The organism is Nocardia tenerifensis NBRC 101015, from assembly GCF_000308715.1.
GTDB classification, from domain to species: Bacteria; Actinomycetota; Actinomycetes; order Mycobacteriales; family Mycobacteriaceae; genus Nocardia; species Nocardia tenerifensis.
Window position 1 is genome coordinate 1 of record NZ_BAGH01000597.1, and the last position, 14,664, is coordinate 14,664.

The window sequence follows — 14,664 nt, forward strand, 5'->3', positions numbered from 1 at the left end:
CGCGGCCGCCGGGGCGGCCGGGGGCGGTTCCGCCGCAGCGGCAGGGACCGCGGGTGCGGCCGCCACCGGCGGAGCGTCGCTGGCGATCCAGGCAGGGATCTCGGCGGCCGGGTCGGCCGCAGAGACCGCCGACGAACTCGGCACGGAGATGAGCGGCGACGACCTCGGACCCCAACGCCCATGAGCACCAGCACATCTGCGCGCATCCGCGCATACCCACACCGCCAGGCCCGCGACACACGTTAGGAGCACATGATGAGCGATACACCCGGTTACGGCGGGTTCCGAGAGGTCCGGGGCTTCGGCCTGGGCCGGCTGGGAGCCAGCGGCACGGCCATCGTCCTGGCCACGGTGGTGATCCTGGCGTTCACCACGTTCATCGACCTCTTCCTGGCCTTCGTCGGAGCGTTCCTCGCCGTCCCCGTGCTCGCCCTGACGATCGTCCCGGTCGGCGAGACCCGGCGCACCGCCGTCGAGCACGCCACATGGACCGTGCGCGCGTGGTGGGGCAACTGCCGCAACAGCGACGCCTACGCCGCCGACGTGCTCGAGGAGGTACCGCGCGGGGACAACCTGCCCGGGGTGCTGGCCCCGCTGATGCCGCTGACCGTCGAGGACGGCCGCGGCGGCACCCAGTGCCTGATCTGGAACCGGCGCACCGGAATCCTCTCGGCGGTGCTGAAGGTGTCCCCCGTTGGCATCACCCTGGCCGACAGCGCCGACACCAACACCTGGGTCCGCAACTACGGCAACTGGCTGGCCGATCTCGGGTTCACCCCGATCATCTCCTCGGTGGTATTCACCTGCGAATCCTCGCCAACCGGCGGCGTCGACCAGCGCGCCTACACCCTGGCCCGCATGCACCGCGACGGCCGCCACGCCCCGGAACTGGCGAAAACGATCATGGAGAAGGCGGTCAGCCAGTCCCGCTCGACCACCGCCGATATCCAGATGCGGGTCACGGTCAACTTCGACCTGTCCAAAGCTTCTCCCCAACCGGCGACCCTGTCCGAGGGCGCGGCCGAGGTCGTGCGGTGGCTGCCGCGCATCGAGTCCGCCCTCGCCGCAGCCGGAGCGACGGTGACCGAACGCGCCAGCACCGCCTCGGTGATCCGCAACCTGCGCGCCGCCTTCGATCCCGCCATCCGCATCTTCCTGTCCGACACCCCCGACACGCAGACCGATGAGCTGCTGGACTGGACCGACGCCCGCCCGCTGCGCACCGAAACCACCAAAGACGTCTACTACCACGACTCCGGCTACTCGGTGACCTGGGTGCTCAAGGGCATGCCCAGCAGCGTTGTGCGCCACCACATCCTGCTCAAACTGGTCAGCCCCGGAAAATACTATAGGCGCTTCTCGATGGTCTACCGGCCCTACCGGGCCGCGGCCGCCGCCGAGATCGTCGAGCGCGAGATCCGCGCCGGAACCTTCCGGCGACTGTGGAACGCCAAGACGAAAAAAGACGAAACCCAGCGCGAACACGACGACCGGGCGCGCGCCCGCAAAGCCGCGCAAGAAGAGTCGATGGGCGCGGGCCTGGGCCGGTTCACCATGTATGTCACCACCACGGTGCGCAACGAGCAAACCCTGGCCACCGCGTGTGCCGACGTCGAAGACCGCATCGCCAACACCAAGTTGCGGTTCCGCCGGGTTCGCGGCGCGCAACCGGCCGCATTCGCCTCCTCCCTCGGCTACGGCATCGTGCCGACAGACGGCCTCTCGCGCAGCGCGGCACAGCGGTGGCTGGCATGAGCGCCGAACGCGTCACCGAAGCCGAGGCCCTCACCCGCCTGCACAACGCCGCAGGCCAGGCGGGGCTGGCCGAACGCTGGCTCGCCAAACTCGGTCTCATCCCGGCCTACCGCAAGCAGGAAACGGCCGACCCGCACGAACCCGGGCAGGCGCCGTTCAACCCGTTCGCGCCCTTCGCTTCCCTGCCGCCGCTCCCCGGTGCGCGCGGGGAGAACCGGCCCTTCGGCGGCTACGCCCACAACGTCGACGCGGGCAGGCTGTATGCGGGCACGACCACTCAGGTCCAGGGCCTGTACCCGTTTCCGGCCGCCTCGGGTGCGCGGGTGCGTGGCGTGCCGTTCGGGCGTCACCTGCACACCGCCGAGCCGATCGGGCTCGATCCCTCGCAGTGGCTCGTCGACGGCCTGGTCACCAACACCGGCATCTGGTGCCAGGGCCAACCCGGCATCGGCAAATCCTCGGCCCTCAAACGGCTGCTGGTCGGGCTGGTCGCGTTCGGGTTCGCCGCGGTGATCCCCGGCGACATCAAAGACGAGTACACCCCGGTCGTGGAAGCGCTGGAGGGCAAGGTCTTTCGCATCGGGCGCGGCCTGCACAGCCTCAACCCTCTGGATCTGGGGCCGCTGCGCGGCGCGATCGGCGCGGCGGTCGGCACCGCGCGCGAGCAGCTGGTCTCCCAGGCGCGCGGGCGCCGACTGGATCTGCTCGAGTCGCTGATCACGATCGTGGGCGGACAGGATCTCACCGCCACCGAGCGGCTGCTGCTGGCCATGGCCGTCGACCAGGCCGACGCCGCCAGCCAGCTCTACGGCCTGTCCGATCCCACGATTCCCGAACTGGTGACCATCCTCGACACGGCCGGCACACCGTTGCTGCGCGTGGTCGCCGCCCGCGACGAGTACGAATACCGTCGCGAGATCCGCGAGCTGCGCAACACGCTGGTGCTGCTGTGCGAGGGACCGATCCGCGGCATGTTCGATCGGCCCTCCTCGTTCTCCGTCGACGCCGATCTGCCCGCGGTGTCGTTGTCGCTCAAGGCCGTCGAGGACGACGGCGACGACGTGGTCGCCGCGGCGATGATGTGCGCGTGGGCGTGGTCGGCGGGCCTGATCGAGGGCAAGCAAGCCGCCGGAGTCCGCCGCAACGTCTTCCAACCCCAAGACGAGCTGTGGCGGGCGCTGCGCGCGGCGCCGGGGCTGGTGGAGAAATCCGACCGGATGACCCGGCTGAACCGGGCGCGCGGGGTGGTCTCGGCCCAGTCCACCCACTCCATCACCGACCTGGAAGCGCTGCCGACCGAGGCCGACCGGGCCAAGGCCAAGGGCATGGTCGCCCGCAACGCCATCAAGGTCATCGGTGGGCTCGACAACGCCGAAATGGAACGCCTGCACGCGATCTCCCCGTTCACCAGCGGTGAGAAGGAACTGGTGACGCGCTGGTCCGCGCCCCCGACCTGGGTGCCCGGCCAACGTCATCCCGGCCGCGGCAAGTACCTCATCAAATCCGGTTCCCGCATGGGGCTGCCGGTCAACGTCGACCTGACACCAGAGGAACTCGAGCTCTACAACACCGACGGAGCATTCGCCGGACTCGGCGATTCCGGTACAGGACGGAGCAGCCATGCAGCATGAACGACCGACTCGGGAAAGGATCATGATGCGCGAGGTCATCGCCACACCGGAGTCCCATCACGATCCCGGCGGCACATCCACCGCCATGGTCATCACGGTCAGCGAGCATGTGGCGGTGCTGCCACAACGCTGGTGGGGTCAAGGGCTGGTGTGGAACCCCGAAATGCCCGGCCCGGCAACCACATTCCGGTGGGATCTGCTGGCCGGGATCGAGGATGCGGCCGATGCCGACCGCGTCGCCGAGGCGCTGTTCTCCGTCGTCGACGACGAGGGCGCGTTGTTCTTCGTCCCGGAGGCCTCGCTGCTGACCGCGAACCTGCTGCTGGCCGCCGTACGCGGACGACGCAGCCTCACCGACGTCCTGGACTGGATCCACACCGGCGACCTCGATCCGGCCTACCGGCTGCTGGAGCGGCGCGGCGAGGACGGCCCGATCGCGGATCTGGACACCTTCGGCGAATCCCCGCCCGGGGAACAGGCCGCGATCTGGGCCGTGGTCCGCCAAGCCATCCTCCCTCTCGAGCACAGCACGATCCTGGCCGCCCTGAGCCCGCAGGCCGCTCCCGCACCCGGACTCGACCAAGCGCCGGTGCTCACCGCGGCCGCGCTCGCCTCCGCTGCGGAGATCTTCCTCGTGCAGGTCCCCGGCACGCGCAGCGCGGGTGCGGCCGCCGCGCTGCGCGCCGAACTGCTGCGGGCAGCACACGACACGGGCGTGGCGGTGCGGGTGGTGCACATCGGCGCCCTGCGCAGGGGTGCGTGATGGGTGACTCGGCGCTGGCCTGGGTATGGATCACGATTCTGGTCGTGGCCGGAATCTGCCTCGGGATCTACCGCATCCACGACAACGGCACCTCCTGGCTGGTCATCGGGCTGGTTGCCGTGCTGGCGTGCCTGCTCGCCGCCGCGGCGGGGTGGATGGTGTGGAAGGCCTGGCCCCGCGAGACGCCGGAGAAGCTGCTGCGCGACAAGTCCCAGATCCCCGACATGCTCGCCAAGAACGCCGCCCAGCGCGGCGTCGGTCTGCGCGCCTCCATCGACTCGGCCAAAGGCGTGTCCATGCGCGAGCTCGCCCCGCTGATCGGTCGCCTGCTGGGCAAGCTGATCTACGCCTCCTGGGAGGACTTCACCATCGTGTTGATGGGCCCACGCAGCAACAAAACCTCCGCCGTCGCGGTCCCGCGCATCCTGTCCGCACCCGGCGCGGTGATCGCCACCTCGAACAAGCCCGACCTGTGGATCCTCACCGGGGCGCTGCGCAAGAACGTCGGCCCGGTCTTCGTCTTCGACCCCAGCCAGATCGCCTACACCGCCCAAACCTGGTGGTGGAACATCCTTTCCGGCATCACGACCCTGCGCGACGCCAAAAAGATCGCCGAGCACTTCATCGAGGAGAACCGCGGCGCGGGCTCGGGCCAGAACGAGGACCCCTTCTTCGCCCCGACCGGCAAAAACCTGCTGTCATGGGCGCTGCTGGCCGCCGCGCTGAGCGAACGCAGCATGCGCGATGTCCTGGACTGGATCGACACCTACTCCGACAAACCGATCGACATCCTGCACGCCCACGGAAACCGCCGGGCGGGCAACGCGTTCGCCGCCGTGCTCGATCTGCCCGCAGAAACCCGCGGCGGCGTCTACGGCGAAGCCCAGACCGCACTGGCCTCGATCCAAGACGAAGAAACCCTGCGCTGGATCACCCCGCCGAACACCTGGGAGCAAGTGTCGCTCACCAAGATCAGCGAACTGGATCCGTGGTCGCTGTTCGCCTTCGACGACGGCAAAGCCCCGACCCTGTATTTGATGACCCAGGAAGGATCGGGCAGCGCCGGAGCGGTGATCGCGGCCATGGTCGCCAAAATCTTCGAACTCGGCGACCTCGCCGCCTCGGCCCACGGCGGGCGCGTCGAGCCGCCCCTGACCCTGGTCCTCGACGAATGCGCCAACATCTGCAAGATCAAACGCCTGCCCAAGCTGGCCTCACACCTGGGCTCGAAATCGATGGCCGTCACCACGATCTTCCAATCCGAAGCCCAGATCATCTCCACCTGGGGCGCCGACGAGGCCGCCGCGCTGTGGGGCGCCGCCACGGTGCGCATCCTCGGCGCCGGATTGCAGGACGAGCCGTTCCTGCGCAAGATCTCCGGTCTGGTCGGCCAGTACAAGCCCCGCGAGCGCCGCCGTTCCCACGGCCCCGGCGGTATCACCACCTCCAACGACCGCGGCTCGCTGGAACCGATCATGCCCGTCGAACACATCGCCGCCATGAAAAAGCACCACGCACTACTGATCCGCCAGTCCTCACGCCCGGTACTCATCGACCTCATCCCCTGGTACACCGAGCCCGACAAGGGCGACATCGAACGCGTCCGCGACGAAGCCACCCAGCAGGTCCGCGACGCCGCCATCGAACACCTCGGCCCGGACAACCCGGTCGCCAAAGCACTACGACGCCGCCTCGACGAACAAGCCAAAGCGGACGCGGCATGAGCCCCGGCGACTCCGACACCGCCCTCACCGAACTGCGCGAGCAGCTCGCCGCGCTCAGCGAAGCGCTCGTCGAACTGCGTACCCAGAACCGGCTGCTCTCGACCAAAGTCGAGCGCGTCGACGCCACCGCCGAACGCTCCGCCCAAGGCCTCGACGACTTCGAGGCCGCCCTCGACGTGCTCGCCGAGCGGATAGCCGCATCCGCCCCCGCCGACCCCGCGGCCAGCGCACCCACGAACCCGGGCGTGGCCGGCGGCGCGGCCGCGCCCGCCCCGGAGTCCGACCCGATCGACATGGACGTGCTGCTGGGCTGGGTGATCGACACCATCGGCGACTGGGCCCAGCGCAAGCTGCCCCGCTCGCCCACCAGCACCGCCAACGGCGCGATCTGCTGGTGCACCGAATGGTACGAACACCCCGAAGCGGTCACGGTGCTGTGGGCGCTGCGCCGCGCATGGCTGGAAGCCGTCGTCCAAGACGGCGCCGCCATGGCGGTGTACTTCCGCGACTTCTTCTACCCCCTGTTCAACATCCTGACCAGCCCCACCGGCCCCTTCCACGCCTGCGGCATCGGAAAACACGACCCCGAAGCGACGTTCGTCCCGGTGATCCCGCCCGGCTTCAGACCGTAAACCCCTCTCCCCCAAGCCAAGCCGTCACCAGCCGCGGCGGGAGGCAACTACTCCCCTCGGCCCTCCGCCACGGCGGTGACGGCCTCCCCGACGAAGGGAAGGCGCGGTGAACCTCCGGCCCACTCCCCAGACCGGAGCCACTCGCGCCTTCCCTTCGTCCGCGCTCCGCCGCACGCGCTGGGCTACATGGGCCCGTGTTCAGTGATATCCGGGATCGAAGCGACAACCTCAGCGCAGGTCGAGCCCGTGGCGCAGCAGATCGCTGAGATCGGGCTGGCGGTAGCCGCCGTTACCGGTAGACCAGCAATAGCTGCCGTGCCTGCCCTCGGCGCCACGCACGAGCCCGCTGGGATCGGGGAGCCAATGCTCGAGCACCACAGCGCCCGGCCACTGCCTACCGACCGCGGCCATGATGCTCTCGGACGCGTTGGCCGGCGAGCTTGCCGTGTACGTCTCGGAAACGATGGCGATACGGCGACCGTCCGAAAGCTGCCAGAGCTCAACGGGATACAGCCGAGCACGCTGAGAGAAGGACCCGGGAACCGCCAGCTTCTGACCGGGTGCGGTCTCCAGCACGGCCGGATCTGGGCCCACGGGTGTTCCCAACGGACGCTCGATGGGAGGGTCGGAGTCCGCTTCCCCTCCAGGAAGTAGCCCCTGCATGGCCCGCGCGACAGTCAACGCGTATCGGCGGTTGGCACCACGTGAGGAGTCGAACCAGGGCACCCCGCTCAGCCGTTCGCAGTAGTCATCGCTGCGACTGATCTCCACGGCCCTCGCGTAGCCGAGAATCTCCGACCGCACCGGTACCCGCGCCGCCGGGGCGACCGACCACACGCCCCACAGCCGGTGCCGTCCGTCGTTCAGGTCTATATCCCACGGGTCGAACACCGGCGGGGTGATGAACCAGCTCCGCACGATGCCGGACTCGGTCTCGCCCAGCTCGGCGAGATCGCACGGGATCAACGCGGCGCCGACCTCGTCGACGGGCCAGCCCTGTGGCCCCGGCTCGTCGAGCAGGCCCGCGATCGTATCGACGGCGGCCGCGACGGCTTGCCAGTTCACACGGTCGCGATCGGGCCAGCGGACCCGGCCGTCGACCAGGTCGGGGTCCTCGAGCCGGGGAACCTGCTCGCGCCTGACCAGCCACCAGAAGTCCGGATCAACCAGACGGACGTATGCCATCGCGCCGACCTCCTCCTCGCCAGACCCACTCGAAAGCCTATCGACCCCGGGGGGTCGGCTCCTGGGAAGGCACTCCACAGCGGGACCACCCGGGGTACACGGTTCGGGTCGCAACGCTGGGTAATTCAGCGTGCTCGACGTCGATGTCCGTGGAGCTCGACTGGCTCCATAACTGGCGACGAGTGCGGCGGCGCACACTCGGGTGCCCATAGGTGAGGGCCAGCGCAAGCCGGGTTCGCGCTGCGGTCCATCGTGTCGAAGGACTGCTCGGGCGGACATCGGCGGCCGGTGTCGGGGGCGGTTGCTGATCGGTCATATCAGTTGTCGACGCGGGCTCCGAGGCTGCGGTTGCACCCGGCGGACCGGTTGTCCGGTCAATGTCCAGACGCGAGACGTACTCCGCTACGACTAACCTCGAAGTGACGGATCGCCACCGCGTGATAATGCGGTGGCGACCGTCCACTGGCGGGTCTCGATTCGACCTCGCCCATTCGCGGTCGGGATGGCGAATCCGACCAGCCCGATCCACGAGTTGTCGGCGCACTGGGCCCAGGCGTAGAGCAGGCCGGGAACTTTGATCGTGCAGTCGAGGCCGGCGCGCTTGATTCTCAGGGACACTTGATCCCGGCGGAAGGGGCCCTGCGGGGCGAGAGCGACACTCAAATCGACCAGAACGGGCGCGGGGGGATCGATCACACGGCGGAGCGACGCCGAGAACTCATCACTCCAGTATTCGAACATACTTGCTATATTTCCATACACTGGCCGGTCGAGCGGAGAGGGCTGGGGGCCGTGGCGGATGAGGGTGCTCATGTGTTGCTGGTGGCTGGCGGGGCCTGTGTCGTCGAAGTCTTGGAGGTCGACGGTGAGTACCGCGATCGTCGAATCGATCCAGGCCGACGCGCCAGGCCGCTACCCATTCCCTGTCCCGGTGGCCGGGCTGGTTCCGGTCGATACGGAATCCTCTGGAGGTAGCTGAATGTCGCGGTTCTACCTGGAAGCCCACACCCCGTACCCCGGTCACGGCGTGCTGGTCACCAAGCTGGGCTCCGGCGATGTCGACGAACTCGTCGAGGCCGCACGAATCCGCGCGCTGCAGGCCACCGAACACACGACGATGTGGCTCTACGACCGCTCCGCCGTACTGTTCGTCGTCAAAGGGTGTGGAAACAGCCTGGTCGACATGGTCGACCGATGGGCCAACGACCGCCCTCCCCTGTGCCCGGAGTGCGGCGAACAGCTACACGAGGCACACATGGCCGGCGAGCGAGCCTGGTACTGCCATAGCTGCAACTTCCGAGCCCGCGCGGCATGAGGACATCTCGCTGGCCTTTGTCCTCCAACCCAGCCGAGTGCCTCCTCTTTTGTAAATTCTGTTTGGGGGTGGCCCCCATTCGCTCTGAAAGTGAATGGGGGCCACCTGGACTGGCTTTTTACCCTACGGTGAACGATCCCGTGATCGGGGGTGTTTCGCAGTCGGTGTTTCCGAGATACATCGTGCCGGTCAGCGAGCCCATTACTTCACCGGAGCCAGTCGTATCCGTGTACGAGTCCTTCCATACGGTGTTGGGGGCCAGCACCGGTACGGCGTGATCGAACGTATGGCCGCCGCGCAGGCCATTGTGGAGATTCTGCCAGCCGAACTCCATCACGCCCCCGGTGATCGGCCCCATAGCCGAAACGAACTGGACTTTGAACTTGACGCGACCATTTCCTTGATCTTCGACCGACCACGTTGCCTGTCCGCATTTCGCTGGAGCGTCTGCGTCCGAAATTCCGGTTCCTGCGACCAGTGTTGCAGCCGAGATAACAGCTACTGCGGCTATCCGCCTCAATTTGGCAGAACTGAGCGCGAGAGTAGCGAACTTGTTGTACATGTGTGTCCCCCTGTGTCGGTACATCGACCAACGCGTATCCCGTGCTCCCATCCCCCTTCGGATGCGAGCACGAGAGACTCTGACATTTGTTTAGATGCACTTGCGGTCAGACAGGTTCCAGCGGATATGTGTGATGTATATCACATGTTGTGCGCATGGTCTTCCGGATCGACTCCGGGGTCGGACCGAAGGCGCGACACCTTTCGGATTGGCCCGGATTGTGACATGTCGTGGGCACGGCGCAGACGCATCCACTCGAGCCGACCTACCCTCGCGGACCGAACCGTCGAGACGTATCTGACCGGGGGGTGTTCACCGCGCTGGCCGTGGCTCGCTTCGTAGACACCCCCGTGCCAGTCTCGGTCTACGCTCGCGAGCGCCCGCTTTACCGATATGCGAGACAGGGCTTATCGTGGATGCTCGAGCAGCGGAAAGACACGAAGGAGTATTCGGCATGCCAGAATTCAGCGGACCTATGTATATATCATCCGGTCCGCCTTCGCCTCGTTCTGTACCGCAAAGTCCGCAACACGCAGCAGCGCGATTGGGTGTACCCGTCGCCCTACCAGCGAGGTCTGAACCGTTCGCAATTACCATATCCGGCCGAAATCGTCAGATGCCGCGGTCAGTCGCCATCCGCGGCAGCCTCTCAGGTGTATTCGTCGAAACCTACCTCCTCGATGAGAGTGACACAGTGGCGGATTTCGCCGCGCGTGCGTTGAGCAGATTTTCTCCCGAAGCCGAATCGGACCGTCTCGACCAAATATCAGCAAAAGCAATATCCGTCGAGACCGCGCTTTCTATCGACAACGTCACCTACCCTGGTATGGAAATCACCCACCGGGACTTCGTGGTCCGATCCGCGGCGATCGACAACACCAGACTGGTCGCGGTATGTAGCCTGTCGGGCTCCTCACCAGAACTCACTTGGACTCGATCATGAACGCTGAGCACCATCCCGACGCCTGACATCGCTCACCGAGCAGCCACGCATGCATCGCCGCAACCCGGCGGCCGTGCGCGCGCTGGCCGAGGCGGCAGCTATTCCACAGGAGCTGGAACGGGGCCTGGCCGCTCAGCTGGGCACGACCGATGTCGACGCTATGCAGGTCGCGGCCGGTGTCGTGGCTGTTACCGGGTGCGCAGCCACCGAGAGCGCGGACGCCGCTGTTATGCGGCGATCGGCCGCGGCTCGAATTCTCCCCGGGCGAGCCCTGCCCTGAAGGCGCTCCATTCCTCGGCCGTGAAAGCCAGGCGTGTCCCGTCTGTTCCGCGCAGGATCACCCCACCGTCGCCGACTTCTTCGAGAGTGGGTTGGCCCGAGTCGGGCGAGGTGGGCGCCCCCTCCAAGACAGTGGACTGGAATCCGGCCCACGCTGCGGACGGCATTTCGATAACCGGTTCGACCTCGGGCCGGTTGTGCGGGTCGCGCAGGTATTTGCTGTCACGGATGAAGACCGCCTGTTCGCCGGTCCTTCGGCGGACGAGGACGCAGTTCCCTCCGCCGTCGCTGAGTGACGCCTTGACGTAGCCGTCGAGGGGTAGGTGCCCGGTCTCGATCGTGGTCTTCACTAGCTTCACAACTCCTTTGCGAGAACTTCGGCGCTCCGGGCGATGAGGGCGCGGCTTTCGTGCGGTGGCAGGGCGATCTCGTGCTGACGTCGCCAAAGCTGGACGTGGCGGGCGACCTCGTCGGGATCGCGGAGCAGCGCGTCGTCGGTCAGCGACTCGGCGATCACCAATGGTGGGTCGTCTGCGGCGAACTCATAGATCGACATCGGTGAGCGGGGTGCCTTCACGCCGAGCAGTTCACCCTCCACCGGCAGAATGCGGAAATCGATCCGGTCGCACGTATCCACGAGCTTCAGCAAGTGCTCCAACTGCTCGAGCATCGCTGGGCCAGGAACCAGCCGGCGTCGGATGACGGTCTCTTCGACAACGACCTCGATCCGAGGACCGCCTTCGCTGAGTGCTTCCTGCTGACGACGTTGCCGGGCGCGAATCTCGACGGGGTTGGTCGAGGAGTAGTCGTCGGTGACCGTGGCGTCATGGCGCGCCCGCACGTACGCCGGGGACTGGAGCAGTCCGGGGACCAAAGCGAAGTCGTACCAGCGGATTCGGCTTGCGCCTGCTTCGAGATCGGCGGGGCGCGCCTGTCGTTCCGACAGACCTCGGAAGGCGCGACTTTCCCACCATCCCTGCTGTGCTGCGTCGCGGGCGAGGGCGTAGAACTCCTGCCACAGTGGCGAGTGCTGCTCCACGCCGAGGTTTTCGACAATTCTCATGCTGACGTCGGCGGTGACGCGGCGCTGCCCGGTCTCGATGCGAGTCAGCAGCGTGCGATCCATGGCGGCGTCCTTGGCGACCTGTTGGATCGAGCGGTCCTGCTCTTGGCGCAGGGTGCGTAGCCGATCGCCGAGATGCAGGCGCCGACTGTAGGGCGAGATTCGGTAACCATCGGCCGCCGACGAAGGTCGAGCCATCCCGGTCACACCCCCTCTCGCGCACAGTGACGGTCTGTCACAACCCGCATTCTGTCACGAGATACGCCGCCCGTAGGGCCCGGTACAAGGGTGGGTCGAGCGAAACGCCGTCTCGAACTTCGCCGATTACATTGCACTGTGCTTGTCACTGTGACATTCTGACACTGAGCAGAGCAGAGTGACATTGCAGTTATGGCACTCCGCGACACGGCCAGTGCAGGTGGTGACTGATGACGACGAATCTCAGTACGACTTCGGGCAACACGGTGGCGGGCCCCTGCGCCTGCGACCCTCGCGGCCGGGCGCGGGCGGCACGATGAGCATCCAGCTGGTCTCCCACCGGAGCATGTCGAGCGACTCCACCGACGTCTCCGCGGTCTCCGTCGGCGACGACAAATGGGTGGTCGAACACCTGCGCGGGCGCACGCTCACCACAGGGCAAGCTCTGGCCGCGATCCATCTGGCCGAGACACTCCCCCTCCCCCGCCCGGCCAGCGACGACGATCCGCTGTGGGGCGAGGTGATCGGCTGGCTCGACGATCTCGGTCTGGGCCGAGCTCCGCTGGCGGTGGCCGACGTCCTGGAAGTCCCTTGCCTTCTCGCCCCGCTGCCGGTCGGCCGGGGCCAGCACCTATCCCACCGACGGAGGTTTCCGCGATGGCTAGTGCGTTAGCCCACCCCGATTTCCCGGCCCAGCATGGCGCCGACTCTTCGCAGGCTACTGAGTCGCCGTGTCCGAGCGAACCCGATGTTCATCTCCGATTCCAGTGGGAGGACTGGGTTTTCGACTACCGCGGCTGCCGTACTGCGGTCGAGAACTTCTTACGGAAGTGGTCCCAAGGCCACAACCCCGCGATCACCGCCGTCGGGATCTTCGACGGCTTTCTTCCCGATCATCGAATGCCCTGCGAGGAGTTATGGCTACTACCCTGACCGAGTCCGTCGAGGCCCGGTGCGCCCGCTACATCGCGGAGAACCGGTTCCTCGGCGCCGAGGTCGACAACCACCAGCAGATCCTGCTGCGGGCCGGATCGATCGACACGATCCAGATGCCTCGCCTACTAGGGGAACTGGTACGGCAGGAATTGCGCCGCCGCAGGCTCGCCACACCGACGATCGAGAACCACGAGACCAAGTTCCTGACCTTCGTCACCCGCCCCGCCCGCCGCGATGATCCCCGCCCGGTCCACATCCTGTCGAAGCGGTTCAAGGTCCAGGCCATACGCACCGTGCAAGGTGCTTTGATTCCTCTACCGGGCCCGGCCGATACACGCCGCTCGTGGCTGGAAGAACCGATCGGCACCACCCGCCCGGACTTCGACACGGTGGTGTGCGTCGTCCTGAAAGCCGCAGAGGCCCTGCCGGAGGTCGACCGATCATGACCTGCGCATCCAATAAGCCTGTAGCACTGCGTGATTGCCCCCTCATCCTGTCCACCGATGTGGGCGGTGACCCCGATGACGCGATCACGCTGGCCCTGGCCGCGATGACCGAACCACGGCTGGAGCTGGTCATCACCGCCGACGAACTCCCCGACGGCAGGCGCTCGATGTTCGCCCGCCACCTGCTGGATCTGCTGGGCCGCGAAGAGGTCGTGGTAGCGGCGGGTGCCACGCTCGGTGAAAGCAAGTACTGGGCCGCCGACGGACTCATCCCACCCGGCGCGCACGCGTGGCCCCTGGACCTCTACACCGCCGTCGCCACCGTGTGTGGTGCCGAGTCTTCGAAACCGCTGCGCTGGTTGGGAATCGGGCCGATGACCGACCTGGCCCAGCTGCTCGAGTTCGACGCCGGCCGAAGCGAACCGCTCGGCCTGGCGAGGAGGCTGCGGATCTGGCAGATGGGCGGTGCGCTCGAGCGCCAGCAGGACAAGGCCGAGCACAACTTCCGGCTCGATCCCGCAGCGGTCCGCACAGTCCTCGACCGTGTGGAGAGCCTGGCGCTGGTGCTGGCAGACCACACCTTCACTCCGGTTCTCGCCGTGGATGCCGACAGCCCGATCTACCGTATGCTCGCTGCCTCCCGGAAACCGTGGGCGCAGTTGATCGCCCGCCACCTCGAGCAGTGGTTCGACCGGTTCCATCCCGCGAGCATGCTGCACGATCCGCTGACCTTCGCCGCGCTGCGCGGCGATTTCGTCTCCTTGGAACATCGCGAATTCTGGCTCGACCCCGACGGGCAGATGCACCTGGGCCCCGGACACATCGCGCGCCTGTCCTCGACGGTGGACTACCCCGGCTTCCTCACCTGGGTACGCACCACTCTGCGCGACGGCGGACCGGTACGACTTCCCGGTTGGGACTGCTCGCGCAGCACTCTCCACGCACTAGCCGCCGAGCTGCGCAAATCCATCGAGCAATGATCCGACACGCATACGATGCGGCAGCCTTGCTCCGCCCAGCGGTGATAGTGGGCGGAGCGGTGCACCTCACTATCGGGCGACCGGCTTGGGCGCCGCACGAATCCCCTACGCAAAACCAAGAGCCTCGGAAGGATGGGCCTGATGTCTTCGCAGGATGCACGCAACTCGACTCGCTGGCTATCGGTCGTCGCGCTCGGCGTGACCGCGGTCCTGGGCGTAGTCCCAGGACTCGCCTACGCCGACGACGACACC

16 protein-coding genes are annotated in these 14,664 nt (G+C 67.0%); 11 read left to right on the forward strand and 5 right to left on the reverse strand.

Annotation, left to right across the window (positions count from 1 at the left end; translation table 11 throughout):
* From ON39_RS40480 to ON39_RS46470, 6 genes are all read left to right on the forward strand, one after another.
* The coding region (locus ON39_RS40480) for a hypothetical protein (protein ID WP_040742176.1) at positions 1–184 on the forward strand (184 nt) is incomplete at its 5' end.
* 71 nt (positions 185–255) lie between these two features.
* Positions 256–1,755, forward strand: coding sequence for an SCO6880 family protein (locus tag ON39_RS40485; protein WP_040742206.1), 1,500 nt, complete (start codon positions 256–258; stop codon positions 1,753–1,755).
* Positions 1,752–3,386: a hypothetical protein gene (locus tag ON39_RS40490; RefSeq protein ID WP_040742178.1), complete on the forward strand. Its 1,635-nt coding sequence runs from the start codon at positions 1,752–1,754 to the stop codon at positions 3,384–3,386. The genes ON39_RS40485 and ON39_RS40490 overlap by 4 nt, the downstream gene beginning before the upstream one ends.
* Positions 3,376–4,149, forward strand: a complete 774-nt coding sequence (locus tag ON39_RS40495) for a hypothetical protein (protein WP_246003237.1) — start codon at positions 3,376–3,378, stop codon at positions 4,147–4,149. The genes ON39_RS40490 and ON39_RS40495 overlap by 11 nt, the downstream gene beginning before the upstream one ends.
* A complete protein-coding gene (locus tag ON39_RS40500) occupies positions 4,149–5,873 on the forward strand; it encodes a type IV secretory system conjugative DNA transfer family protein (RefSeq protein WP_246003236.1) in 1,725 nt (574 codons plus the stop codon). The genes ON39_RS40495 and ON39_RS40500 overlap by 1 nt, the downstream gene beginning before the upstream one ends.
* Positions 5,870–6,505 (forward strand): DUF4913 domain-containing protein, encoded by a 636-nt coding sequence (locus ON39_RS46470; RefSeq protein ID WP_051187731.1) that lies wholly within the window; start codon positions 5,870–5,872, stop codon positions 6,503–6,505. Before ON39_RS40500 ends, ON39_RS46470 begins: the two co-directional genes overlap by 4 nt.
* A 228-nt stretch (positions 6,506–6,733) precedes the next feature.
* Here ON39_RS46470 and ON39_RS40510 read toward each other — a convergent pair whose 3' ends face one another.
* Positions 6,734–7,690 carry a hypothetical protein gene (locus ON39_RS40510; RefSeq protein WP_040742181.1) on the reverse strand — a complete coding sequence of 319 codons (957 nt, stop codon included), beginning with the start codon at positions 7,688–7,690 and terminating at the stop codon, positions 6,734–6,736.
* Between the two features lie 408 nt (positions 7,691–8,098).
* Positions 8,099–8,431 (reverse strand): hypothetical protein, encoded by a 333-nt coding sequence (locus tag ON39_RS40515; RefSeq protein ID WP_083894988.1) that lies wholly within the window; start codon positions 8,429–8,431, stop codon positions 8,099–8,101.
* A 238-nt stretch (positions 8,432–8,669) separates the two neighbouring features.
* Between ON39_RS40515 and ON39_RS50285 the strand changes: the two genes are divergently transcribed.
* On the forward strand, positions 8,670–9,005 hold the full coding sequence (locus tag ON39_RS50285; RefSeq protein ID WP_040742182.1) for a hypothetical protein: 336 nt from the start codon (positions 8,670–8,672) through the stop codon (positions 9,003–9,005).
* A 118-nt stretch (positions 9,006–9,123) separates the two neighbouring features.
* On the opposite strand, the gene ON39_RS49375 is transcribed toward ON39_RS50285, so the two are convergent.
* Positions 9,124–9,567 (reverse strand): hypothetical protein, encoded by a 444-nt coding sequence (locus ON39_RS49375; protein WP_146251408.1) that lies wholly within the window; start codon positions 9,565–9,567, stop codon positions 9,124–9,126.
* A 694-nt stretch (positions 9,568–10,261) separates the two neighbouring features.
* Here ON39_RS49375 and ON39_RS49380 point away from each other — a divergent pair.
* A complete protein-coding gene (locus tag ON39_RS49380; protein ID WP_146251427.1) occupies positions 10,262–10,510 on the forward strand; it encodes a hypothetical protein in 249 nt (82 codons plus the stop codon).
* Between the two features lie 227 nt (positions 10,511–10,737).
* Here ON39_RS49380 and ON39_RS40530 read toward each other — a convergent pair whose 3' ends face one another.
* Positions 10,738–11,139: a DUF397 domain-containing protein gene (locus tag ON39_RS40530; RefSeq protein ID WP_246003248.1), complete on the reverse strand. Its 402-nt coding sequence runs from the start codon at positions 11,137–11,139 to the stop codon at positions 10,738–10,740.
* A 5-nt stretch (positions 11,140–11,144) separates the two neighbouring features.
* Positions 11,145–12,050: a helix-turn-helix domain-containing protein gene (locus tag ON39_RS46475; protein WP_051187733.1), complete on the reverse strand. Its 906-nt coding sequence runs from the start codon at positions 12,048–12,050 to the stop codon at positions 11,145–11,147.
* 223 nt (positions 12,051–12,273) lie between these two features.
* Between ON39_RS46475 and ON39_RS40540 the strand changes: the two genes are divergently transcribed.
* From ON39_RS40540 to ON39_RS40550, 3 genes are all read left to right on the forward strand, one after another.
* Positions 12,274–12,723 (forward strand): hypothetical protein, encoded by a 450-nt coding sequence (locus ON39_RS40540; RefSeq protein WP_246003247.1) that lies wholly within the window; start codon positions 12,274–12,276, stop codon positions 12,721–12,723.
* A gap of 244 nt (positions 12,724–12,967) precedes the next feature.
* Positions 12,968–13,432, forward strand: coding sequence for a hypothetical protein (locus ON39_RS40545; RefSeq protein WP_040742185.1), 465 nt, complete (start codon positions 12,968–12,970; stop codon positions 13,430–13,432).
* Positions 13,429–14,412: a nucleoside hydrolase gene (locus ON39_RS40550; RefSeq protein WP_083894990.1), complete on the forward strand. Its 984-nt coding sequence runs from the start codon at positions 13,429–13,431 to the stop codon at positions 14,410–14,412. The genes ON39_RS40545 and ON39_RS40550 overlap by 4 nt, the downstream gene beginning before the upstream one ends.
* Positions 14,413–14,664 lie beyond the last annotated feature (252 nt).